This is a genomic window from Paenibacillus sp. FSL K6-2862 (assembly GCF_038005125.1).
In the GTDB taxonomy this organism is placed as follows: Bacteria; Bacillota; Bacilli; order Paenibacillales; family Paenibacillaceae; genus Paenibacillus; species Paenibacillus illinoisensis_A.
This window is the reverse complement of sequence record NZ_JBBOSN010000001.1, coordinates 2,757,634-2,783,575: the sequence shown is the minus strand read 5'-3', so window position 1 is coordinate 2,783,575 and position 25,942 is coordinate 2,757,634. Positions and strand designations below refer to the sequence as shown.

At 48.6% G+C, this 25,942-nt stretch carries 16 protein-coding genes; 4 read left to right on the top strand and 12 right to left on the bottom strand.

The window, feature by feature from the left end:
- Positions 1–3 precede the first annotated feature (3 nt).
- From MHB82_RS12850 to MHB82_RS12820, 7 genes are all read right to left on the bottom strand, one after another.
- Positions 4–429 (bottom strand): cupredoxin domain-containing protein, encoded by a 426-nt coding sequence (locus MHB82_RS12850; protein ID WP_095358366.1) that lies wholly within the window; start codon positions 427–429, stop codon positions 4–6.
- A gap of 229 nt (positions 430–658) precedes the next feature.
- Entirely contained in the window at positions 659–1,612 is a 954-nt protein-coding gene (locus MHB82_RS12845) for an EamA family transporter (RefSeq protein ID WP_341174841.1), read from the bottom strand.
- 340 nt (positions 1,613–1,952) lie between these two features.
- The gene (locus MHB82_RS12840; protein ID WP_341174840.1) at positions 1,953–4,160 is read right to left on the bottom strand and encodes a DEAD/DEAH box helicase; all 2,208 of its coding nucleotides are present in this window, start codon (positions 4,158–4,160) and stop codon (positions 1,953–1,955) included.
- Complete coding sequence (locus tag MHB82_RS12835; protein WP_341174839.1) at positions 4,157–5,500, bottom strand: ATP-binding protein; 1,344 nt, start codon at positions 5,498–5,500, stop codon at positions 4,157–4,159. The genes MHB82_RS12840 and MHB82_RS12835 overlap by 4 nt, the downstream gene beginning before the upstream one ends.
- A 7-nt stretch (positions 5,501–5,507) precedes the next feature.
- Positions 5,508–7,097, bottom strand: a complete 1,590-nt coding sequence (locus MHB82_RS12830; protein ID WP_341174838.1) for a TerB N-terminal domain-containing protein — start codon at positions 7,095–7,097, stop codon at positions 5,508–5,510.
- A gap of 206 nt (positions 7,098–7,303) precedes the next feature.
- The gene (locus MHB82_RS12825; protein ID WP_341174837.1) at positions 7,304–9,844 is read right to left on the bottom strand and encodes a diguanylate cyclase domain-containing protein; all 2,541 of its coding nucleotides are present in this window, start codon (positions 9,842–9,844) and stop codon (positions 7,304–7,306) included.
- A gap of 92 nt (positions 9,845–9,936) precedes the next feature.
- The gene (locus MHB82_RS12820; RefSeq protein ID WP_095358372.1) at positions 9,937–10,530 is read right to left on the bottom strand and encodes a biliverdin-producing heme oxygenase; all 594 of its coding nucleotides are present in this window, start codon (positions 10,528–10,530) and stop codon (positions 9,937–9,939) included.
- 422 nt (positions 10,531–10,952) lie between these two features.
- On the opposite strand from MHB82_RS12820, the gene MHB82_RS12815 reads away from it, so the two are divergent.
- The 4 genes from MHB82_RS12815 (at position 10,953) to MHB82_RS12800 (ending at position 13,674) form a co-directional block, all read left to right on the top strand.
- Complete coding sequence (locus MHB82_RS12815; protein ID WP_341174836.1) at positions 10,953–11,750, top strand: Nif3-like dinuclear metal center hexameric protein; 798 nt, start codon at positions 10,953–10,955, stop codon at positions 11,748–11,750.
- Positions 11,751–12,001: 251 nt separating this feature from the next.
- Positions 12,002–12,427, top strand: coding sequence for a DMT family transporter (locus MHB82_RS12810; protein ID WP_341174835.1), 426 nt, complete (start codon positions 12,002–12,004; stop codon positions 12,425–12,427).
- Between the two features lie 45 nt (positions 12,428–12,472).
- A complete protein-coding gene (locus tag MHB82_RS12805) occupies positions 12,473–13,171 on the top strand; it encodes a Crp/Fnr family transcriptional regulator (protein WP_341174834.1) in 699 nt (232 codons plus the stop codon).
- Positions 13,172–13,188: 17 nt separating this feature from the next.
- A complete protein-coding gene (locus MHB82_RS12800) occupies positions 13,189–13,674 on the top strand; it encodes a DMT family transporter (RefSeq protein WP_341176632.1) in 486 nt (161 codons plus the stop codon).
- An 86-nt stretch (positions 13,675–13,760) separates the two neighbouring features.
- Here the strand turns inward: MHB82_RS12800 and MHB82_RS12795 are convergent, their stop codons facing one another.
- The 5 genes from MHB82_RS12795 to MHB82_RS12775 all read right to left on the bottom strand — a co-directional run bounded on the left by MHB82_RS12795 (position 13,761) and on the right by MHB82_RS12775 (position 25,880).
- Positions 13,761–14,477: a YebC/PmpR family DNA-binding transcriptional regulator gene (locus MHB82_RS12795; RefSeq protein ID WP_095287765.1), complete on the bottom strand. Its 717-nt coding sequence runs from the start codon at positions 14,475–14,477 to the stop codon at positions 13,761–13,763.
- Positions 14,478–14,765: 288 nt separating this feature from the next.
- Positions 14,766–16,487 (bottom strand): assimilatory sulfite reductase (NADPH) hemoprotein subunit, encoded by a 1,722-nt coding sequence (gene cysI / locus MHB82_RS12790; RefSeq protein WP_341174833.1) that lies wholly within the window; start codon positions 16,485–16,487, stop codon positions 14,766–14,768.
- A 50-nt stretch (positions 16,488–16,537) separates the two neighbouring features.
- A complete protein-coding gene (locus tag MHB82_RS12785; protein WP_341174832.1) occupies positions 16,538–18,373 on the bottom strand; it encodes an assimilatory sulfite reductase (NADPH) flavoprotein subunit in 1,836 nt (611 codons plus the stop codon).
- A 254-nt stretch (positions 18,374–18,627) separates the two neighbouring features.
- On the bottom strand, positions 18,628–23,838 hold the full coding sequence (locus tag MHB82_RS12780; protein WP_341174831.1) for an S-layer homology domain-containing protein: 5,211 nt from the start codon (positions 23,836–23,838) through the stop codon (positions 18,628–18,630).
- 485 nt (positions 23,839–24,323) lie between these two features.
- Positions 24,324–25,880 (bottom strand): ABC-F family ATP-binding cassette domain-containing protein, encoded by a 1,557-nt coding sequence (locus MHB82_RS12775; RefSeq protein WP_095287476.1) that lies wholly within the window; start codon positions 25,878–25,880, stop codon positions 24,324–24,326.
- Between the last annotated feature and the right edge of the window lie 62 nt (positions 25,881–25,942).

The window sequence follows — 25,942 nt, the reverse complement described above, 5'->3', positions numbered from 1 at the left end:
CGTTTAAACGACCTTAATTGTTCCGTATATCATGTACATGCCGCAGTGAATTTCATATTCTCCAGGCTGCAAATTTTCATCAACCGTGTAGTAGTTGTCTCCTTTTTGCATGTACAAATCCATTCCCAGATCCTGTGAACCAACCGATTTCACATGGGTGACTGACCGGGTAAGAATAAAATTAATTTTAGTGGGAACTCCGGCTTTAACTTCAATCACCCCAGGCTCAAATCCGTCATTACTCACATTCACATCAATAACTTCATATCCTTCCAATTCTTCAGACGTCTTCGCTTGCGCCGTTACCGAACTTCCTGCCCCTGGAGACATGTCCTTGCCCATGAAATAAACCAAAAATGATCCGAGTAATACAATAACAGCAAGGCCCAGCGTAAGCCACGGCCACATTTTCTTAATCGAGCTATTCATATCAGCATGCCTCTTTTCCTGAAATAAATGTACAGCCTATATCATACCTTAACCCACTGCAGAAGAAAATGGCTCCTATGGGCCATGTCTGATCATACTTAGCAAGTGAGGGCTGTATATCCAACTGAAAACTTCGTTTCATTAGAAAAAGCCTGATTACTCAGGCTTCTCTACTGTTTTATATTTATATCCATGATAACTCTAGCGCATCCCCGGCTTACTGGGTTAGTTAAGAGGAATACTGCGGAGCACTTCGACTCCGTTTCAGCCTTAGCTTATATAACTCTGGCAGTGCAACGCCGATCAGAACGATAATGACGCCAAACCACTGCAGTCCGCTGACATGCTCATGAAGGACGATGGAGGATAACAGCACCGCAACCGGAAGCTCAACTGCACCCAGAATGCCTGCCATATCGCCCCCAATATGAGGAACCCCAATGGCGAACAACACTGGCGGAATGAAAGCACCGAAGAAACCGAGCAGTAATCCGAACACAAGCAGCTGGCTCCAGATCAGTCCGTTAAACAGGAATGTCGGCGGGAACAGAATGCAGAGCAGAATCAATCCGCCGGTAACCATCCACGCGCTGCGAAAAGCAGGATGAGCTGACGGGACAGCTTTGCCGCTAAACAGCACAAACAGTGAATAACTCACAGCCGCCATCAGTCCGAGTGCAATTCCCAGACCGTTAAACTCGCTCAGTCCCTGCTCCAGGAATCCTGCAGCAAGGAGAGTACCTCCGAACAGGATAATCAGTGTTAGGAAGGTTACTTTGTCTGGACGTTGCCGTTTACTTACCGCCTGAATCAACACGCTAATCCAAGTAAACTGAAACAAGAGAATAATGGCGAGGGATGCGGGAATGTAACGTAATGACTGATAATACACCAAACCTGTAATAACTGTTGGCGTACCTGCAGCCATTAACAGTAGACGCTGCTTCCATGTAAGTCGCGTAAACACACGGGTCGCTGCTGCTGCTGTTTTGCTAGTTTGTGATCTGCGTTTTGTTTTAAATTTCGTGTATAATGCCAGCAACCAGGACAGGATGAACCCCGTGACCAGCTGTGAACCGACAACCTCTCCGAGTTGATATCCTTCACCGTATGCCAGCACAACTATAGTTGATAAGATGCCATAGCTCATCGCTCCAGCGAGAACGGACAAATAGTATTTCATTATGAATAAACCTCCTGATGATCGATAATACGTCCGCATGTCTAATTCATGCCAAGGTCACAACCTGCCATCCAAACGCAAAAAATCCTAACTTCGTGCAAGGAATAAATGAAATTCCTGGCATCGTAGTTAGGAAGTATAGGCTTCCCGTAGAGACCCTCGCCCTGTGTACACGTTTGGCCTGCGAGGTTATACGAAATGAAGTATGCTTTTGTGATGTTACGTATGTGACGACTTTTCATATATTACATGGCAGGTGAGATGGTGTCAACCCCATCATTCAATCGAAAATGAAATTGGACAGCTAGGCGTATCGAACGATATCATTCACGGCCTTATCTCATTCAGGAGATTCCCAAGCCAGCGTTTGTTCCAAACCCTCCTGTAAACCTTGCAGATCCAAGCCATCCACGGCAAAAGCTTCCCGGATCAGTGCCGGGGCCACAAATTCATCGTATTTGCCTAGATACGGGGCCTCGTCTTCCGCCAGCAGTCCTGAAGCATCCTCAACGGTTCGGCATTCGCTCATAATCTCTGCCAGTAGTGTTCGTGCATCCACTTTACCAGAGACGACAAAATAATAAGGCTCCATGGGCACGACAGACCGCAGCGCAAATCGATCGGACAGATTATGCTTCATCAGTCGTTCCAGTGTACGAAACGATTTGCTTCCCACCCAAGGGAGAACATACAGGGAATCACCACCAGCCGGAATAACCACCTGCTTCAGCAATCCGCTTTCCCGTGCCAACCGGCGTGCACGCTCCAAGCGATTCACTGCTTGTGGAGACAGATAAGGATAGATCACTGAATCCGACAGGACCTCACGCATTTTCTGAATGACCAGCGTATGAATGTCACCCCCTGCTCCAAGCCATAGGGTGTCCACTTTGCCTTTGGCCGCCTTCACATATACGGCTTTGTGTTTATGATCCACTTCTTCGACTTTCCACAGCTTTCCTGCAAGGGAAAAGCAATAGCCTGGCGGTGGAACTGTCGTTATCGAACCGATTTCCTCTGAACCATTCAGCACCTTGTGTTCCTCATCATCTTTGAAAACCGCGTAAAAGCGATAATTATTGACCGTTTTCTCGCCAGTGAGCCCAATGATTAATGTCTGTTCCTCGGTCCACTGCAGATGATCAGTTTCAATCAGATAATTTAAGAATGTCTGGTACTGATCGGGCCGGATCTGACTGAACGGCGCAAGTGACAGCACGGCATACGCGAGTTCGCGAGGCTCTGCCTCCCCCATACTTTTCAGCATGCTCATCGTCTGATGGTAGAGAACACCCATTGGCATTTTGCGAGCATCAAGCGGTTCGACCCATTTGGTCTTCACATACAGTTCTATGACAGCAATCGCACGCAGCAGCGTCCATGGCATGCGAGCTGGAAGCTGCGCTTCTTCATCCTCTTCTTCCGGACAAACGAATAACATTTCCGAAGCCATGTCATCCCGTCTTCCTGACCTTCCCAGACGCTGGACAAAACTCGAAGCACTGTAAGGGGCACCGAGCTGCACAACCCGTTCCAATTCACCGAGGTCAATCCCCAGTTCCAATGTTACCGTAGCCGCAGCTACTGCCGGACCTACCCCGGTCCGCAGGGCCGCCTCCGTCTCTTCGCGAAGCATGGATGATATGCTCCCATGATGCACATGAAATACATCCCTTTCTTCCCGGCGTGCAGCGACTCTTCTCATTTCAAGGATGGTTACTTCGGCATCCGTTCGGCTGTTGGTGAAGATTAGCGCCTTTTTACGATGGGTACTCTCATAGATGAAATCGTAAAAGGCCTTGCGTGCGTTGTGCAGATGTTCAGCCTGCTCCTCATCCCGGGCATCCGGAAAAGAGAAATGCTCCACCCGCAAGCGCAGCTTGCGGCCGCCTGGAGAAGACACGACATCTACCCCTTCCTGCGTTCCTGCTGCCAGCCATGAAGTTGCTGCCTCATAATCACTCAGTGTCGCAGATAATCCAACTCTGCGGGGTCTGCAGCCAGCCATCCGCTCAATCCGGGCCAGTTCACTTAATACCTGAATTCCCCGATCTGCTCCCATAAATGCATGGACCTCATCAATAATAACGTACCGCAAATCATGAAACAGCGCTGGTATGGCATTGGGACGGTTCATGAGCAAGCCCTCGAGCGATTCCGGTGTAATCTGGAGCACGCCGGACGGATTTCGCACCAATCGTGTTTTTTCCGCTTGAGGCACATCCCCGTGCCAGTGCCACACCGGTATGTTGCCCTCAGATAGCAGATCCTTCAGGCGCTCGAATTGATCATTGATCAGTGCCTTAAGTGGTCCGATGTACAGAATGCCCACTGATTTGGAAGGACGTTCATACAACTCTGTCAGTGCTGGAAAAAAGGCTGCTTCCGTCTTGCCTGATGCCGTTCCTGCCGCGATCAGCATATGATGCGGGGTATCGAAGCAGATATGACAAGCCTCAATCTGTGCAGGGCGAAGCGAATCCCATCTTTTTTTATATATAAATTCCTGGACAAAAGGCGCCAGTCTGTAAAAAGGATTGTCCCTCATAATTCAAATTCCGCCAGAAAATCGTCCATCTCATCCGGAGCAGAAGATGATGCATTTCCTTTTCCGCCATCCTGTGGCTCGGCTGCCCGCTCACCAAGCAATTGGGCATAGGTCACTTCCGGATTCTGGTGGAGCGTATGCAGTACATCCATAAAATCTCGTACTACTTCACGGGTTGTTAACAGCTCATCCGCCCCGAGACGGTTCACCGCTGTTTGCATGAAATCAACCAGATCTTTATCCGTCAAGCTGGCCCGGTAACCAAAATGAAGGGCATGAATCTGACGCAGCTTCTGCAGCAGGATGAGAATCTCTTCATGAGATAACATCGCAAGCTTTAGAATAGGCCCTGTATAATTCGCATATTCTCTCGCTGCATAACGACCATCGATCAGTCTGGAACGAAGCGCCTCATAACTAAACAATCCGCGTCTCTCATCCTCTACAAATTGCGGCGTACCGCCAACAAAGATGCCGAGGTGCTCCGCCTTGCCCTGCATCGTGTCATTAAACATGGTCAGCAATTTCTCATAATTGCTTTGCCGAGAGATGCTATTTGTGATCTTGTACAGATTCACCGCTTCATCAATAAAGAGCAGTAATCCTTTATAACCTATACGTGCCGTAAACTCCGACCATAATTTGAAATAATCATACCAGTTGTCATCATCGATGATCACGCCGACAGTAAGTTCCTTTTTGGCTTCCGTCTTGGTGGCATACTCCCCTCTTAGCCAGCGAAGCGCAGCCTGTTTGCGATCATCATCTCCAAGCTTGTATCCGTTCCAGTACGAAGCAAGAACTTTGGCAAAATCAAAGCCATGCACCAGGTTCTGCATTTCGTTCGTGACCGCGTATATCTGCTTCTCTACCTCTAACGGCAGGGCAGGATCATCAGGTCGCAAGCCCTGGTTCTGCATCGTTTGCTGCTGCAGGGCAGCAATCCACTTTTGCAGAATCGGTTCAAGTGCTCCACCATCCGGACGTGTGCGCGTGGACAGACGGGTCATCAGTTCTCGATACGTTGCGAGTCCTTGACCTTTGGTACCTACCAATCTTCGCTCTGGGGATAGGTCTGCATCTGCTACAACGAACTCCCGGTCCATCGCATAGTTCCGAATCATTTGTAAAAGAAAGCTTTTCCCACTGCCGTACCTTCCTGTAATCAGTTTAAATGCTGCTCCGCCTTCGGCAATGTTATCCAGATCACGCAATATCGCGTCCACTTCGGGCTTGCGGCCGACGGCAATCTGCTCCAATCCAATTCGCGGTACAACACCCGCTGTCAATGAATTCACCAGCGCGGTGGTCAGCCGTTTCGGTATTTTTAAATCTGTCATTGTCCTCTCACCTCTTCACATGTTCAAATACATTCATATATTCAGAAACAATCCGGTCACTGTCGATCAGTAGGTCACCCATCGTTTCCATGGCCAGATCGTTAATTTCATCAAGCAGAAGTGCAGGCATTGTTCCATATTGTTCGGCCACAAGGTTCAGTTCAGTATCTGGGTCCTCGCCGAGCAGAGCATGAATGGCCAGCACATGCTGAGGAGCAAGCTGGTCCGCCAAGTGGAGCCATTCTTCATCCAAATCCCCGGCAATCGCTTCCTCCCACTGCAAACGGACTGGCTTATCGTTCGGTACGACGGCTTCGGAACGTTCAGCTAACCCCTCATCAGCCTCTGGTTCGAGAGAGTGATCCTTATTATGTTCGGTCATGTATTTCACGGTGTCGTTCGCTTCTCCCTCAACCGCAGCCTGATGTTCGAAGGGAGCCGGTTCATGTCCCCTGTCCACATCTTCCTCAATCGTTAAAGCCTGGCGGACATATTCGCTCTCCTGATGTAATGACGTCAGTTTCTCCGGATCAATTCGAATCATTGGTTTCTCGGCGGCTTCTGCTTGTTTAGCAGCATATACCTTGTCCAAATAACGTTCGATCAAGCCTGCGAGTTCAGGTTCCAGAGTCTTTCCACGCAATCGGCCTCTGAATCCGAGCAGTTCCCGGCATTTGTTTTCGGTACAGCGAAAGATGCGTGTAACCAACTGAACAAAATCCGAATTCTCTCCAACCGGAACATAGGATAAGGGAACCGTTTTCCCATAAAGGGTATCGTCATATACCGCTTTGCGAAAGAGCACCCGCTCCGTTGTTCTCGGCTTACCCTGTATAAACTGGTTCGCGATCCCTTCCTGACGTGTTCGTAGAAGATAGGAATCTACGAGCACCATAACCTTGGGGATAAACTCTTCCAGCACTTCCTGGCCGCCATCCCTATAAAATTTGCTGAGCGTGATGTCATAGTCATAATATCGAAGCAGCAGATTCAACGAAACATCGGAGATTCGATTCTGCAAAATCCGCTGCATCTCCATATCCTGTATCTCAGCGGGAAGATATCCGCTTGAAATGTCGAGAATCTCGGACAACGGCATGTCCAGTTGATGAACCAGCATGTAATCCACGAGCCATTCCTGCATATACATGTCCAGCTGCGGATTCCGTACACGGTAATGTATCCATAACTGTTTCAGTTGATCGAAACCCGCTTGAGGATCTCTCCACCCTACGCCGTTAATCAATTCATACGTATGAACGAATACGTAGGACAGATCTGTATCCGGGAAACGTCTTTGCCTCACTTCCGACCTCCAGTACAAGTACCACTCTCGCTGGGACTCGTTCATGACACCATAAGTCGGCCAGTAGCTCATAAAAGGAACAAACGGAGCAGGTTCTCCCTCGGCTTCTTCAAGCTGCCACGCCTCTTCCACGAATCGCTTCTCCGAAGACAATATGCTGCCGCCAGTCTGGCTTGAATGAAATTGCCTGTGGGGAATGGTTGAACGTTCAGGCACCGGAATAGCCGAGGCTTCTGGCTCTTCGGTCAGATCGATCTCCATAAATTCCAACTGTCTTGAATGGTCTTTCATTGAAACTGTTTCACCATCCTCCATCATTCATAATACGAACAAGTGTATCCATATGCATCATTATAGCACTTGTCCTGTGACAATGGCGATGAGAATGCATTTTTCAAAAAAAGAAAGAATGGCGTTCAAACTGATCTCCAGTTCAAACGCCACCCTATAATTGATCAACAGCCTTGCTAAAATGAATTTGTGATCCGTGAAGGATATCAGACCATAGTGATCCGATTTTTCCCTTCATTCTTCGATTGAAGCAATGCCTGCGTTCCCTTTTCAATTAAATCAGACACGGCCAGACTCTCTTCTGGCACCATGACAGCACCGCCCACACTGACGGTAACGACTTCATCCGGGCTGGACGGGTCCCGCTGAATTTGAAGAGCAAGTACATGTTGCCTGATCTCTTCTGCAAGCTGGTCAGCCTGTTCTGACGTTGTGCCCTTGAGTTTCAGTATGAACGTTCCTCCGCGCAGGCGGGAGATCAGCGCTTCATTCTGCTCACTAACGACAGCCAGCACTTCGCCTATCCATTGCAGGCAGAGATCTCCGCCCTGGAGACCGTAGGTAGCATTGTAGGATCGGAAATCGTCGATATCAATAATCAGCAGTCCCAGACTGCATTTTTCCTGCAAACACGCATCCCAATCTTCCTGAAGCTGAGATTTAAATATGGATTGAATTGGCATCTCCGTTAACGGGTCTGTATTAAGATAGTTTTGCAGCTGATTGGTTGTCTCCGTATAACGTTCCTGCTCGTGGTTGGATACTCCACTGTTCAGAACGACCATAACCGAAGGTTTGCCTGCGTGCATAACCGAAGCAAGTGTAACTTCCAGGAGCAGGGAAGCTCCTGCAGCTGTTGTGAAATAGGACTGATTTGTGTACAAACGTGTATCATCCAGTTTCAACTCTTCCAGATGCTGCTGCAAGACGGCTCTTGCATTATCAGGTACGAATTGGCTGAAGTCCATGCCGTTTAGAAGCTTGGAGTTTTCATACCCCAGCAGTTCTACCGCCCTGTTATTGCAGTATATAATTTTGCCATCCGTCAACGTAAAGAAGGCTACAGGTGAGAACTCCATCAGCTGCAAATAGCGTTGTTCATTTTGCCGCAAAACACGTGCATTTTGCAGTGCCTGTTCTTCGGCCTGAACCAGTTGATTTTCCGTTTGACGGCGCACAATGCTTTTGAGCAAAGGCAGCACATTCAGCTCTTTTGTTGTCCATGGATAGGAGGTGGATTGTACAACCTCTCGCCATTTCTCAAATGATTTTCGCGGAGAAAGACGCACACCGTCATCGTTCTTTATAACTGCTTTGGCCGGATCCCCCGCCCAATCCACAAGCTGAATCACCTCAGGCCGAAACCAGATCATATAATGATGCTGCCCGGGTGAAATTGCAACATAGATTACACCTGACACTTTCTCCTTGTAAGCTAGCGCAGGACTGTACTCCAAACTCAGCTTGGATGTATGGTAACTATAGTCATCTGATTTACCCGCAAGCCAAGCGGCAAGCTCACGCACTTGTTCTCGTGTCGGTGTATCGCCATACAACATTAATTTGTCCTGATAGCAAATGGCAGCCCCGGAGGCACTCATGAGACCAAGTAACGTTTGCTCTTCACTCTGAAGCTCTTCCAGAATTCGGGCAAGGCTGGTATTCCCGATAAAAATGCTCGAAATCCGAGAAGCAGCTTCCCGCGACCTGATCTCTGCCTGATATTCATCCAGCTGTTGACGCTGGAACAATTCACTGGAGAAAAACGCACCCAGGAAGTTGCATAAGTTTCGTACACGATGAGGTACATATCTGGCCGAGTAATGATGGCATGTAATCAATCCCCACAGCTGATTGTCATGAATCAGAGAAATCGTTACTGTCGCCCCAACACCCATGTTCTGTAAATATTCAATATGCAGTGGCGATACACTGCGCAGGACCGAAAGACTCAGATTGAGTGATTTACCCGTCAAAGGCTGCAGTGTAGGGATGATCTCTACAGGTTTGTAGTTGACATTAACGATGGTACGCAGCCAGTTCCGCAAATATAATTCACGCGCCTGTTTAGGAATATCCGAAGCCGGATAATGATGTCCGAGAAACGGTTCTAGCTGTTCCTCACGCGCTTCGGCAATGACCTTACCATTCCATTGCTCGTCAAATTCGTAAATCATGACCCGGTCATAACCGAGCATTTCCTTCACTTGCTCCGCTGCAATCTGACTGGCCTCAATTCGGCTGTCCGTGCTCTTGATCCGTCCAAAAAAGCGTGAGATCCACTCAAAATCATTACCTTCCATCGTTCTGCTCTCATTGGAAGGCTCCATCTCCAGTATGAGCAAACCTTCGCTCTCATGGATCACCGACGTGAACACCTGATCATGTCCAGCGATGTTGATGGTGAGATCCATATATTGCAGATCTGAGGTTACAGAAGCACTGAAGCTGCGTGCAAGGATCTGGTGAAGACTCTCTCTGCCAATCAGATTTTCGAGAGGCAGACCGAGCACTTTATCGGCTTCAAGGCCGAGAAGCTCTTCTGTATTCTGACTGCATTGTACAATGGTAGGGACATTCTGGGTATTAACAGCCAGTAGTACACCATGAGGCTGAATGAAGCCGGGAATATGAATCGGTTCTTTATCACAATTGTTAAGATCTATAGGATCATTGGTGTACGTACCTTGATGAAGCAGCGTACGGTTAAGTAGATTATTATCTTTCCTGGACTTCGATTCGGCCATGGCCTGAAAATACCCCTCTCATGATATCCCCCATATATAAATTAAAAGGATTCTTTCATTACATAGATTTGCTTATTACTTATTTATATATCTCATTTGGTATTAATCCATTGGTCAAGCAGCCGGAAAGTTTCCGAAGCTGTATGAACCATTTCATTTTGTTCTTCCTCACTGTGAGCGAATTGGACCAGCTGCTCCATGAATTCAGCCCATCTTGTTCTGGTCTCGGAACCATAAGCGTTGAAGTATTCAAGTCCGCGACCCGCATCAATCGGCAAAAACTGAGATAGACGTTTGGTTATGATCTGACCTCCGTTGGTGGAACCTTCAATGACGTACAGATACCCGAACAATCGTGCAGGTGAAGATATATCCGGCAGTTCCTCACATCTTGGCAGCTGCTTGATCTCGTCATCACTGGAACCTAAATTACGCAGGTCGTTTTCAAGTAATGCAGCTTTCCCCCGAATCTCGTAGTCCAGTCCGGTGCTCTTCCAAAACGGCTGCTCTAGTGCATGTTCTTCCAATGGTTTTAAGAAGCCATAAAATTTCGCTAAATATTCCTTATACTCTTCTAAGCTCACGGTTTGATTCATAATAGCCTTCGCATAGTCGTTCTGTTCCACTTGTCTGTGATAATGAGCTGTCTCACTCTTCAGACGTTCCATAATGGTACTGGCTGTCATGTAATCATCACCTTTCTCTACTTCCTTTATCAAAAATTAAAACAAACAAAAACAACATGATGTTCAGTGCAGGTTACAATAGGTGCCCACTAATCCAGATAAAGATTCTATGTAAGTATACTTTTTCTCGCAGAAGAAAACTACTTGTACCCCGTACCGTTACCTTTGAAACGTTTTATACAGTTGTTAAAATACGTTCTCCCTCATATGTGTAGTCCATTCTCGTTGTAATGCGAGGTAAAATGCTCCCTACCATCATGTTTGCCGGGAGCCACCATTAATTTATTTCCGTTATTAACATTGTCAATCTAGCAATGAAATACACCACCCATTATTTAATAGCAAGTCTACACTGATTAATGCTGGCGTTTCATCAAAATGATACACTGAGGATATATTCTGTCATTGGAGGTATCGTATTTATGGAGGTACGTGTTCAAGAAATTATCGATCATTTGACTGCTCATGTTGAATTGCAGGATAGCACCGTGGATCAGTTAATTAGCGGATCGATGGATCAACTCGTCACTGGTGTTGTTGTTGCATTCATGCCCACTCACCAGGTCATTGAACGTGCGGTTCAACAGGGAGCCAATCTGATCATCGCCCATGAGCCCCCCTTCTATAACCACCATAGTCATACGGATTGGCTAACCGAAGATCCTGTCTACAAGACCAAGCGGAACCTCATTGATGAAGCCGGAATTGCCATTTATCGCTGTCATGATTCCATTCACCAAGTTCAACCCGACGGCATCACCGAAGGTTTAGTTCAAGCATTGGGATGGACATCCTTCCTTGAGCAAAGGAAGCCGGAAGCAGATATTCTTTCCTTTGATCCAGGTATGACGGTTCAGCAAATTGCAGAACATATCAAACATACACTTCAGATTGAATATGTGCGCGTTGCCGGTAACTTGGAGATGACTTGCCAGCGTGCAGCCGTATTGGTTGGTTTTCGCGGTAATGGGAATCTAACGATCCCCCTACTGCATAACGAACGATTGAACCTGATTATTGCAGGCGAAGGCTTCGAATGGGAAACACCGGAATACATACGTGATGCTGTACAGCAAGGCAGGCAGCAGGCTCTTATTATGATCGGTCATGCCGAAAGTGAGTCTTCCGGGATGAAACTCCTAGCAATGAAGCTGGATCAAGCCTATCCTGAATTACCTGTGACCTTTGTTGGAGAACAGCCTGTATATAACGTGCTTTAATTGATTTTGACTTGATCGCCGCCCTCTGCGAAGAGGGCTTCTTTTTTTTCCTCCAAAACATCCTTAGTTGCTGTCTGACTGATTAAGTTTAGATTGTACGACCTCCACTTCGCTCACGTGTGGATTTTTATGCTCCAATGTTGTACGCTGATGGCTATGGTTTTAGAGTTCAGGACATTTGTCCTTGGCGATCGGGGCACTTCTATCATTTAATAGAAGTCGAAGTAACACAGTGATAAGGAGCGTACAGCATGAAAGGAATTATTTTTGCATTACTCGGCGGTGCCTGCATTACGCTGCAAGGTGTGGCCAACACCCGGATTAGTACGGACATGGGTACATGGCAAGCCGCCACCATTACACAGTTTACCGGCTTTATCTTGGCAGCCATCATTCTGATGTTTGTCCGTGATGTCAATCTTCAGGGATTAAAACAAGTCAAACCGCTATATCTCGCCGGAGGAGCTTTCGGTGCGGTTATTATTTTTAGTGAAGTGTCTGCCATTCAACAAATTGGGGTAACCTTCACGATCTCTGCCCTGCTGATTGCACAGCTGTTCCTGACTTTTCTGGTCGACGTCAACGGGTGGTTTGGTGTCGTGAAGCAGAAGATGAAGCTGCCGCAATTTCTAGGCATAGCACTCATGATTACGGGTGTTAATATTATGAAACTGTAGTTTCTTTTTAGTTTTCAAAAGAACAGGTCGGGGGCGAAGTACTTTATGGAAGAAATCCATGATGAAAATCAATTGTTATACTACTTGAAGCAGTACCAGCTCGAAACCGTATTTCCCGAACCCCTGCGTCCATTGATGACCGTATGTCATTTTGAAAAATGTGAATTGATCTGCCGCCAAGGTGAAGCATCCGAATACTTATATGTACTGGTAGAAGGCAAAATCAAGATTTTTACGACGTCTGCCCAGGATAAAACACTCGTGCTCTGCTTCAAAACCCCACTTGAAGTTGTTGGGGACGTGGAGTATGTCCGGGAAAGTCATATCATTAATACCGTGCAGGCTGTCACACCTGTCGTCATGCTGCGTATCCACTACCGACACCTGGCCGAACATGCCAGCGACTATGCCCCTTTGCTTAAATTTTTGCTAAAGATCATTTCTCATAAGTTCTACATCGATTCAAACTTCTCAAGTTTCAACCTGATGTACCCAGTTGAGGTGCGGTTAGCCAGTTACCTGCTGTCCATCTCCACCGAGGAGGCAGGTGCCGTCGTACATGAGGGACTGGATTCGTTCAATCTGACGGACATTGCCAATCTGATCGGCACAAGCTACCGGCATCTAAATCGGGTCATCCAAAAGCTATGTACGGACGGGTTCATTGAACGCAACCAAGGTTTTATTCAGGTCAAGGATCGAGCCGGTTTGCGTCAAATTGCAGGTCACAACATCTATGAATAAGGAGATTACAGCTAATGATTGTTACGGGTATTTTGCTCGCATTACTTGCAGGTGCACTCGTCAGTCTGCAAACCGTTTTTAATAGTAAAGTCAATGAAAAGACTGGGTCATGGTCCACGACGACGATGGTTCTTTTCACCGGATTCCTTGCCTCTTTCCTGATTTCGCTGCTGGTGGAAGGCAAAAACACGTTCAGCTTCCAGCATATGCAGCCATGGTACTGGGTAAGCGGTGCTATCGGGGTAGGCGTCGTATTCTGTCTCGTTCAGGGAATGAAGCTGCTCGGGCCTACCTTTGCCATATCCATTGTCCTGACCTCCCAGCTGAGTTTTGCCCTGTTGTTTGATTCGATGGGTTGGCTTGGGCTGGAGAAGATCCCCTTCTCCTGGAATCAGCTGCTCGGTGTGCTTGTCATCGTGGGGGGAATTGTATTGTTCAAATTTGGCGGCAGTAAAAGCAATACAGCAGAGAAACCTCGTCGTGCTCTGCGGTCCAATTCTTAATTACACATGCAAAAAAGAGTGTCCGACCATCAGCAAGATGGATTGGACACTCTTTTTCTTATAGACACAAGCATATGCATGATATCTTATACAAACTCTACGTTGTGGTACACTTGCTGAACATCTTCCAGGTCTTCCAGAGCATCAATCAATTTTTCGAATTGAGCCTGTGCATCCTCGGGAAGTTCGATATGGTTTTGCGCCAGCATCGTCAGCTCGGCTACGGTGAACTCAGTAACACCAGCAGCTTTGAAAGCTTCCTGAACGGCATGGAATTGGTCTGGCTCCGCATATACGATCACGGATTCATCCTCATCCACGATATCCCGCACATCCACGTCTGCTTCAAGCAGGATTTCCAGCACTTCTTCGGAGTTTTTGCCTTCTACACCGATGACCGCAGTTGGATCGAACATGTAAGCAACCGAACCGCTGACGCCCATGTTTCCGCCGTTTTTGTTAAACGCGGAACGAACTTCAGGCGCTGTCCGGTTCACATTGTTGGTGAGTGCATCCACGATGACCATCGCACCATTCGGTCCGAAGCCTTCATAACGCAGCTCTTCATAGTTCTCATCCCCGCTGCCTTTAGCCTTTTCCATCGCGCGATCGATAATCGCTTTTGGTACATTATACGTTTTCGCACGTTCCAGCACGACTTTCAGCGCACGGTTTGCCTCCGGGTCTGGTTCACCCTTCTTGGCAGCTACATAAATCTCAACGCCGAACTTAGCATAAACCCGGCTTGTATTTGCATCTTTTGAAGCTTTTTTTTCCTTAATATTATTCCACTTACGACCCATATCGTTTCCGCTCACTTTCAACATGTAATCTGCATTCTACCTAGTTATTATATCTTGTTGAGACTGCTTCAACAAGTTCAGTATGACGAAATAATGGTAATGTTTCATAGCAAACGGTCGTCAGATGCAGCCTGAAACGTCATTTGACATTTCATTAACCTTTCGGCTCCCTCCTAAATATACTTTGATTTCCTAATGTATGAGGAGCTTCGCCGAATACCAGATCAATCAATAAATCTAGCACAAAGAGCATTCCCGCAGGAATGCTCTTCTAACAATCCGATTCAATCAGGCATGAAACTGCTGTCCATCCAGCACTTCAGGCACATAACCGGCACGAATAACAAAATCACCGAAATGTTCCCCTTCATGACGTTCTCTCGCATACTGATGCACCATCGGAGTCAACGTATTCAGGATCTCTGCTTCACCAATGTTTTCTTTATAGAGCTTGTTCAGGCGATGACCAGTAAAGCTGCCACCCAGATACATATTGTATTTGCCGGGAGCCTTCCCGATAAATGAAACCTCGGCGAGCATTGGGCGCGCACACCCATTCGGGCATCCAGTCATACGAATGACAATCTCTTCGTCTCTCAGCCCTGCTTCATCCAGAACGGGTTCCAGCTTGTCGATCAGGGACGGCAGATACCGTTCGGACTCCGCCATGGCAAGACCACATGTAGGAAGTGCCACACACGCCATGGAGTTTCGGCGCAGTGCAGAATAATGAGCCCCATCCGTAAGATTATACTGCTGAATCAACGCTTCAATTTTTTTCTTCTTCTGACTGCTAATGTCCCCGATAATCAGGTTTTGGTTGGCTGTCAGCCGGAAATCTCCGCTATGAATCTTGGCAATTTCACGCAATCCGGTCATAAGCGGGTAGCCGTCGATATCTTTTATCCGTCCATTTTGGATGAACAACGTATAATGCCATCTGCCATTGCTGCCTTTGACCCAGCCGTACCGATCTCCGTTATGATCAAAATGGTAAGCGCGTGCTGCTTCCAAGCTCCAGCCCAGGCGGTTCGTCAATTCCTCCACGAACCAGCCGAGCCCGCGGTCATCGATGGTATATTTGAATCGTGCATGCTTCCGTACTGCACGATCTCCATAGTCCCGCTGAATCGTGACCGTTTTCTCCGCAACATCAATCATTTGCTCCGGTGTGCAGAAGCCGATGACTTTGGACACTTGTGGATATGTCTTCGGATCACCATGCGACATCCCCATTCCGCCGCCTACCGACACGTTGAATCCCTGCAGTTTGCCGTTCTCTACGATGGCGATAAACCCAAGATCCTGTGAAAATACATCGACATCATTCGATGGAGGAACAGCAATCCCGATCTTGAACTTCCGCGGCAAATATACTTTGCCGTAGATTGGTTCCACTTCCTCGTCACTCGCTCCGGTATCGATCACTTTCTCCCCGTCCAGCCACAACTCATGGTATGCCCGAGTACGCGGATCCAGGTGGTTGCTCACTTGGCAAGCCCACTCATATACTTCTGCATGCACATCGGACTGATTCGGGTTCGGATTACACATCACGTTCCTGTTCACGTCTCCACATGCCGCAAGTGTGCTCAGCAGGGAGTCGTTCACTTCACGAATCGTATTTTTGAGATCCCATTTCAATACACCATGAAGCTGGAAAGACTGACGTGTAGTCAAGCGAATGGTTCCGTTCGCATATTTATGGGCGACTCGGTCCATCATGAGCCATTGCTCAGGAGTTACAATTCCGCCCGAAGCTCGTACACGCAGCATGAACTGGTAAGCAGGCTCAAGCTTCGACTTGTTTCGTTCGTTGCGCAGATCACGGTCATCCTGCATATAGCTTCCGTGATGCTTCATCAGCCGGTTGTCATCCTCCGGAATCGAACCACTAATACGGTCCGCCAGTGTTTCGGTGAGACTGCCGCGCAAGTAATCACTTTTGATCTTTATATCTTCCACATCACTATTGGCGCGCTGCGGATTCAGTAAGTTATTATAAGCCATGCTGCTTTCTCCTCTCGTCTCTGCGGGTGCCTTCATCCGGTATTTCCGAATTAATACACGTCCCGCTGATAACGTTTTTCCTGTTGCAACCTAGTCAGATACTCCGAGGCCTGCTCAGAAGTCAAACCGCCCTCTTGTTCAAGAATGGTAGCAAGTGCGCCATGAACATCATGCGCCATTTTCTTCTCATCACCGCACACATAGATGACTGCGCCTTCCTGAAGCCATTGATACAGCTCTTTGCTATTCTCCAGCATCCGATGCTGAACATATACCTTATGCTCCGTATCCCGAGAGAAGGCCACATCCATCTTGGTGAGCACGCCGTCTTTGAGCCAGCGCTGCCATTCCGTTTGATATAGGAAATCCGTGAGGAAATGTTGATCCCCGTAAAACAACCACGTTTTGCCCTGTGCTCCCGTTTCTTCACGCTCACCCAGGAACGATCTAAATGGGGCTACTCCCGTTCCAGGCCCAATCATGATGATTGGGGCATCCGGGTTCTCCGGCAATTTGAAGTTCGGGTTATGCTGGATGTATACGGGCAGGCTGTCTCCTGCCTCAATCTGCTCTGCCAGATGAACTGAACAAACGCCATAACGCTCTCTTCCGCGCGCTTCGTAACGCACCGTACGCACCGTAAGATGTACTTCATCCGGGAATGACTTCGAACTGCTGGCGATGGAATATAAACGTGCAGGGATTTTACGAAGAACGGCAACAAACTCTCCCGCCGGTATGCCCTTCAGATGATAATCCTGCACCAGATCCAGCAGATCGCAGCTGTTCATAACATTGCGGAACTCGGCGTCATTTGCGAGCAAATCGGCAAGTCCACTGTCAGGACTTAGTTTTGCAAGCTCCTGGACTACAGGTTTGGTCACAGCAGTAATTTCGAAATAGCGCAGCAACGCTTCATATACCGATACCTGCTCTCCTGATTTGTTCACCGTTACACGTTCATCGGCATTCCATCCCATGGCTGCAATCAGCTCATCTACCAGACGAGGATGATTTTCCGGGAATACACCCAGGCTGTCTCCCGGCTCGTAGTCCAGATTGGAACCTTCCAGAGACAATTCGATATGACGAGTCTCCCGGTCTGATCCCCTGCCGTTCAGATTAAGATTCTCCAGCACTTCTGCCTTGAATGGATTGGTCCGATTGTACTCGGATTCCCCGCCACTCACCGCAGCGACGACAGCTTCGCTGGATACGGTACCCGCAGTTGCTGGCGTACTGCTAAGGGAGGCAAGAACGTCATTCATCCATTCCGCTGCCGCTTCGTCAAAATCAACATCACAGTCTACACGAGGAACAATTGGCGTACCTCCAAGCTCCTGCAGACGCTGGTCGAAATCCTTGCCAGTTTGGCAGAAGAACTCATACGACGTATCTCCCAGCGCCAGCACGGAATACTTTAATCCATCAAGCTTCGGAGCACGTTTGCTGTTCAGGAACTCATGAAGCGGAATCGCATTATCCGGCGGTTCGCCTTCACCGTGAGTACTGACAACAATGAGCAGATTCTCAATTTTTTTCAGTCCGTTCGGTTTGAAATCTCCCATTGATGATAACGTCACCTGAAGACCTTGCTCTTCCAATTTCTTAGCCAGCTTCTTGGATAATCCGCTGGAATTCCCTGTTTGGGATCCGTAGAGTACCGTTACTTCCCGGGAAGCCGGGGGTACACTGACAGCCGATACCGCTTCCGCTTGTACATTTGATGCTGCACCTGTTCCGGCCGCTACTGCTGCGATCCCCTGAATAGCTGTTAAATATCCGCTAAGCCAAGTCTTTTGTGCATCGTTCAATGTAGGAATAAGACGGTTGAGCAGCTCAACCTGTTCCTGATTAAAAGGGCTGTTTGTCACTTGAAGTTCCACCATTTGCCACCTCGCGCATTGCTTCAATTTTAATTCCTACTAAAATGATCAAATTTATTTCTACTCTCTAGAACCTAACACACCGGGTGTTAGGGGTCAATTTCAATCATTTTATAACATTTATCAGTTTCGCTGATAAAGGAACAATATGTACGAACCCACTCCATTTATGGTCATGCAAAAAAGGCTTACTGAGACCTTCAATCCAGGCCTCAGTAAGCCTTTTCTTCTTCTACTTCATTATATTGTTTTCGTTAGTTAGGCCACACCAATTTGTCCATCATTGCGTACACAAGTGCAGCCGATTCAGCACGGGTCGCCTCGGCAAGCGGCTTGACCTCGCCGTTGTACCCGCTAACGATACCAAGATCCACTAGAGTGGCCACACTGTCCCGGGCATATGGACGGATTGCAGAAGCGTCGCGGAAACGAGTAAGGCTATCTGTGGAAGCCGATTCGGGTTCGACCAGCCCTGCCACCTCGAGCGCTCTTACCGTCAGCGTCATCAATTCCTGACGGGTGATGGTGGCTTCAGGCTTGAAGCGCCCATCTCCCGTGCCGCTAGTAATGCCAAGCGAGCGAGCGGCATTAACAGCTTCGTAGTACGAAGCGTCAGTACTTACATCCGAGAACGGAATACCAGGCGCACCATTCAAGCCGAGTGCCGTAATCAGCCACTGAACGTATTGACCACGCGTCATCTCTTGTTTCGGATGTAATTGACGTTCGCTGCCGTTTTCAGCTGCATCCAAGACGCCGCGGACAGCCAGTGCCTCCAATGCATTCTTGGCCCATGGCACATCGGTGATATCTGTGAATTCCTGCTGCACAGATATGGCTGCATAATTTCCTGCTGCCGACACCACGGAGAATGCTACTTCCCTCTTTTCTTGATCGTAACGGCTTTGCGGCAGCGGGGTTGCCACATGGTTCGCATTCAACGCGAACGCTACGATTCTATCTCGCTCTGCACCTTGCAACGATCGGTAAGGCAGGTGAAGCTTCAGCTCATGTGTTTCTGGCCAAGCATCGCCATCCAAAACGAGTTCAAGGCGTACTCCATGCTGTATTCCGAGTTGATCGGCGACTGTTTTTGGCAGGTCCGTGCGGATGAATCGAACCTTAGCCAGTTCGTTGCCTGCCAAGTCTTCTGTTGACAGCTTTGCAGGAAGTTCTAGTGTTCCCAGTTCCGTAACGAGCTGGAACACATGCGATTCGCCTTGATCCTTCAACACGGAGGCTGGCAGGGACACTTCATACGTGCTCGCCCCTGAGACTGGTTTCTGCCGAAGTTCAACCTGACGAATACCCTTACCTGTAGGAGGTGCAACTTGGAGGGCTTCTTTGATTACAGAAGCATCCACACTCGTCTGCACAACCCCATTCTTATCGACCACCCCTTCTAACTCAAGAATGGAACGATCCTTTTGTAGTTCAGGTTTTGGCGAAGCATTCCCTGGTGACGGAGTACCAGACCCCGGTTGGCCTCCGGAATTGCTCGAGCCTCCGTTTGAATTCCCACCTGAACTACCACCCGAACCATCGGGGCCGGATCCGCCCGGGGAAGGCGTATACGCAGGTACGTACACCGTTAACGGCTGGGTCATGGCTTTGCTGTCATCCGAGGTTCGAGTAACCTCCAGTTCCAATGTCACCGCAGTTTCCTTGGATGGAGGCACGATTGTTCCATCGGTTTGAATGACGGATGGTAACGAGCTTGCAGCGATCTTTACTGTAAAACCTTGCGGTACGACCGGCAGTTTTAACTGCTTGACACCTGTAGAAGGCTGCTCCAAGGTTGTAATGCGTGCAGCCACATCAGCAGCGGCCTCTTCAGCGGTACGCACTAGATAAGCAGAAGATAAACCACGAATGGTACGCCCTGAGGCATCAAAGGCCTCCACTTTATAATAGTAATCGGTGCCAAGACGCAGCCCACCGTCGGTGTATTCCCGAAGACTACCGCTGTAAACGACATTATACTCCCCCTGCTCCTTATTCGAACGGTAGAGCTTGTAGCTTGCTGCACCTAGCTGAGCATCCCAGCGAAGCGTAGCACTCGCTGCATCCGCTATTTCAGCATTCAGCCCGGCCGTGTTGTCCATCGGTGGAACTGCACCCGGCTTGGCGATCACGATCCAGCTAATCAGCGGGTCCTGTGAAGCCGTATTGCGCACCGTCAGTTCAAGCTTATTCTCTGTAACGGCAATCCCTGTATGAGCTCTGACATTAGCAGGCGTATACGTCACCGGACCCGTGTTATTGCCGTTGATCAGGAAGTTTGCTCTGCGGGACGTATTGGTCCACGGATCGTTGAAACCCGCGTATACATCATAAGTTCCATTCGGAACTTCAAAGGTATAGGTGAGATCACTGCCCTTAGGTGAATTGCTCACATTGCCACCGTTCAAATAGCGCACGGTGGAGTAGATATCCCCGCCATCTGAACCGGATGGCAATGCATCAGCACTAACATAGCCCCAATTCCGTCCTTCTGCCGGGGCATACTGCTGGTCAGCCGTTCCCGGATTGACTAGCGAACCTTTCATATATTCACCCATTAGTTTGTAATCAGCCGTTTCATAGCCTCCGCTGTTCACGAAATAAAGTGCGTTCTCCGGTACGACATATACACGGACTGCCTGTTTCTTATTGCCGTACTCCGGTGTCGTGACCTGCAGCGTAACTGGTCCCGGTTTGGCAAAATCACCTGCAGTCATCGCCCGGTTATCCACCGTCCATACTGCTGGTGTTGGCACAAGCGACCCTCCATCCCGCACGTTAACCGTTGTTGGTAGAGAGGGTGCTTTCCCCAGAGGCACGGCCTCAGGCAGCGGATCGGCGATGTCCACCTTGCCCATTGAATTCAGCAAATCAGGTGTCCAGCTGTCGTACCATCGAATTGCAATGTCGGAGCCCATGCCAAACTCAATCGGCAAGAATACGTATTTAGCCCCATCATTGGAGAAATTCCCGCCGTTCCACGTATCTCCCACGTATATGAATTTTCCTTTTTCAGGGTCAACAGGAATGACCGATGTAGTCTGCGTGCCGAATGCCTTGCCTGGATCAGGATCGCTCGGCAGGGTACGAATGAATGGATTCGTCATTGTGGTCCATGGGCCAAAAATGTTATCCGCCACAGTTACCTTATTTTCGTTTGGAGACCACCCAGATGCACCGGAGGTCAAAATGTAATATTTGCCCTGATATTTAAACATGGCGGGTGCCTCGCGTTGTCCACCCGGGAATACTCTGACGTAATCAACGCCGTATTCCGCCTGATACGCAGCATCTCGCACCGGATTGCCTTTCTCATCCGTGAGACCTTGCTTATGCCAACCTGTCACATCGCTGTAATCTTCGTTCAGTTTGGAAATATACAGGGTCAGATTTTCCTCACTGGAATAGATCAGGTATGCCGTACCGTCATCGTCCTTGAATAAAGTCATGTCACGTGCCATGCCCCGATCGCTTGGGAAGTAATCTTTTTCCCCTTCCGGAGCTCTGTCCATCCGGTAGCTCTTCTGGTAAACGAACGGCCCCGTTGGCGAATCGCTAATGGCATAACCAGCCTGTGCTTTTCCGTAATTGGCACTATCGTTGTAGGGATCCTTGTCTCCATCCATGTGAGCCCACATGACGTACTTTTTCGTTTTGTCGTTATAAATCACCTTCGGACGTTCAATAATTCGCCCTCTACGGATATCGGCCCAAATGTCCACCTTATCATCACGTCCAGCATACAATTTGGAAATCAGCGGATCCTTCTCGAAATCATCCATGGATTGAATCATGGTGAGTGCCATGCCTTCATCCGTCCAGTTCAGCAGATCCGTCGATGAATACACGCGAATACCAACGGCAGGCCATCCTCCCGTATGATATTCCCCATACCAGTAGTACTTTTCTGTCTGCTCATCGTAGAAAAAGCCAGCCCCATGTGCATCGATGGGCTTGCCATTCAGATCCGGCCATAACTGGCCCGGTGTAAAGCTCGTGCGAATTGTGGCAGCACTCAGTGGTGCAGATGCAGGAGAAGGAACCCCATCCACAGTTGCCTGAAGAATATAATAATATCCTGTGCCCATCGTCAGGCTGCCATCGTTAAATGTGTTACCGTCACCGCTATAGACCTCCTGATACGTACCGCCTGCACTGGTGGCCCTGGATACGGAATACGTCACTTCGGAACCCGGCAGCGCTTTCCATCCGAGGCTAATCGACGTATCGGTTACGTCCGAAACGGTAAATTCGGCGGGGGAGTCCGTCAGGTACGTTGTCACCTCTGCAGCTGCATATTCGGACTCTCCGGCGGCATTATACGCCGTTACACGATAGCCGTAGCCTTGGCCGGATGCAAGACCTTGATCCGTGTAAGTGAGTGCCTGGCCTTCGTACACCTGCTCATATTGCTCACTGCCCGCCTCAGAACGGACGATACGGTATCCGGTTGCCTTATCCACAGCTGGCCAAGACAATTTCACACTGGATGTATCCAGGGCCAGAGCCTTCAATTCTCCTGGAGCCTGCGGTGCGGTTGCTGCTGTCCGAACCTCAAGTGGTGCCGACCATAACGATTCCGTCATTCCCCCGTATTCATAGGCGAGCTTGTAATAATAGACCGTATCGGTGATTAAACCATCGTCTACATAACCAAGTGATTCGGTATCCGCCACCAGGGAATATCCCGCTTCAGGCGAGGTGGAACGATACACGCGATAGCTGGTCGCACCTGCTGTCTCGGTCCACTGCAGCGAGACCGAGGATGACGTCTGCCCATCGACTGAGAGCACAGCATCGTTTCCTGGCGGCGGCTCGGTGATGATCACGTCATCTGCATGAACCGACTGCCAGCGATTTCGTATGCCGAGGCTGCCCGCACCGTATGTAGTATCGATCAGATCGAACACCAACCGATTTGCTCCGTTTTCGACGATGTACCCGCGAATGGAAGGTCCTGACAGCACTATTTTCAGGGTATACCATGTATGTTTGGCAAAAGAATAATCCACTGACTTTAAGGTGGTATCCGCTCCATTCACCCGCTTGGAGAAGACGAGTTTATTGGCTGGAACCTGCATTTGAAAATAATAAAAATTGCTCTTATCCTGAAACCGCGGCAGCATTCCCGGATATCCCTGACCATCTCCCGTGTAAAAGCGCATGGACACCGTCATATCGGACATGATGTCACCGGTGGAGATGATGCCTTCCCCGGTATCGCTCTGAAAAAGCGTCTGGTTCGATGCGTCTGTAGGATCTGAGCTTACCTCCCATAGACCTGAACTTACGTTCCATGCGGGTGATGCCGAGTAATCCCCATCAGAAAAATCGTCCTGCAGCAGCGTACCAGCCATGCTGTAAGCATCAGCATATGTCTTGCCTGGCAGCATCAAAGGTCCGGAAGATAACACGAGCGTAGCAGACAACATGAATATGAGCGGCTTTCTGAGTTTATCCAATATCCATTCTCTCCTTTGCCTTGGAAAATGAAAGCATGGTCCTGATAACACGGTGCTGTTATTCGGCGTTACCTGTGTATCCAGCGCGCGGTAAGGCGTTTCACCTCCTTCGGCTAATGAAATCGGTTTCATTAGAGGGCAAAAAAAGACCTATCTCCCCTGCTAAGTGCAATGATCCCAATACGGATTACCGTGTCTTCTTTGCCCTAAGTAGTGAAACAGGTTGCTTATGTCACATGAATGTAAGTGCTTTCTCGCATTATATTATCGCCTTATTGACGCTGTCAACCGCATCACAGCTCGAACATTTTTCGCAGAATCACGCAAAAAAACACGTATCCTGCCTACTTCCGCAAGCAAAATACGTGTTCTTTTTTTGGTTCGAGTTTATTCGCATTTGTGCTCATTTGGCACCATTCAATCGGGGCCAAAACGGATGTATTTTCAGATTGCGAAAAGTCTCACCTTTTCTTTTCGACATCAATTTAGAATACTTTCGTTGTCCACGATTCGCAGTTCCATGTTTCCGTCACAACATCACGATAGAATTCCGGTTCGTGCGAAATCAACAGAATGCTGCCTTTGTAGGCTTTGAGCGCGCGTTTCAGCTCATCCTTGGCATCCACGTCCAGATGGTTCGTAGGCTCGTCGAGTACAAGCAGATTGGTTTCGTTGTTGATCAGTTTGCAGAGACGCACTTTAGCCTTTTCTCCACCACTCAGCACAGCAACCTTACTCTCAATGTGTTTCGTGGTCAGTCCACATTTCGCAAGGGCAGCACGAACCTCGAATTGTGTATAAGACGGGAACTCCTGCCAGATCTCTTCGATACAGGTATTGTAGTTCGCATCCTTCATTTCCTGCTGGAAGTACCCGATCTCCAGATGCTCCCCGCGCTGAACTGTTCCTTCCAGGGCCGGAATTTCACCCAAAATGCTGCGCATCAGGGTCGTTTTACCGATTCCGTTTGCACCCACGAGTGCAATCTTCTGACCACGCTCCATACGCAGATCCAGCGGTCTGGACAATGGCTCGTTGTACCCGATCACCAGTCCTTTGGTTTCAAAAATAAGCTTGCCGGATGTTCTGGCATCACGGAAGTTGAACTGTGGCTTCGGCTTCTCCTTGGCGAGTTCAATCACATCCATTTTGTCGAGCTTCTTCTGTCTGGACATCGCCATGTTGCGTGTCGCCACACTGGCCTTATTACGTGCAACAAAGTCCTTCAGATCGGCAATTTCCTGCTGCTGACGCTTGTAGGCCGATTCGAGCTGCTGCTTTTTCATTTCATAAACTTCCTGGAAGTGATCATAATCACCCACGTAACGGGTCAGGTCCTGATTTTCCATGTGGTAGATCAAGTTAATGACACTGTTCAGGAACGGAATATCATGCGAGATCAGAATAAATGCATTCTCATACTCTTGCAAATAACGCTTCAGCCATTCGATATGCTGTTCATCCAGATAGTTCGTCGGCTCGTCGAGGAGCAGAATATCCGGCTTTTCTAGCAACAGCTTGGCAAGCAGCACTTTGGTCCGTTGACCACCGCTCAGATCATTAACGTCCTTATCAAGACCGATATCCGTCAGACCCAGACCGCGTGCAGTCTCGTCCACTTTTGCATCAATCATATAAAAGTCCTGGTTGGTCAGGGTATCCTGGATGGTTCCAACATCCTCAAGCAGCTGTTCGAGTTCCTCGGGAGTAACGTCTCCCATCTTGCCATACATCTCGTTCATTTCCTGCTCCATGTCGAACAGGTATTGGAACGCACTGCGCAGGATATCACGAATGGATTGTCCCTTGTTCAGCACGGCATGCTGATCGAGATATCCCACGCGCATGCGCTTGGACCACTCGACTTTGCCCTCATCGGGCTGGAGCTTGCCAGTAATAATGTTCATGAAGGTGGATTTACCTTCACCATTGGCCCCGATCAGTCCAATGTGCTCGCCTTTCAACAGGCGGAAAGATACGTCGTTAAAGATAGCACGGTCACCAAAACCGTGACTTAATTTTTCCACATTTAATATGCTCATTCATGACACCTTTTCTATATAGACTTCATTCCTGTATATTATAATCGTTATAACCTGCACAA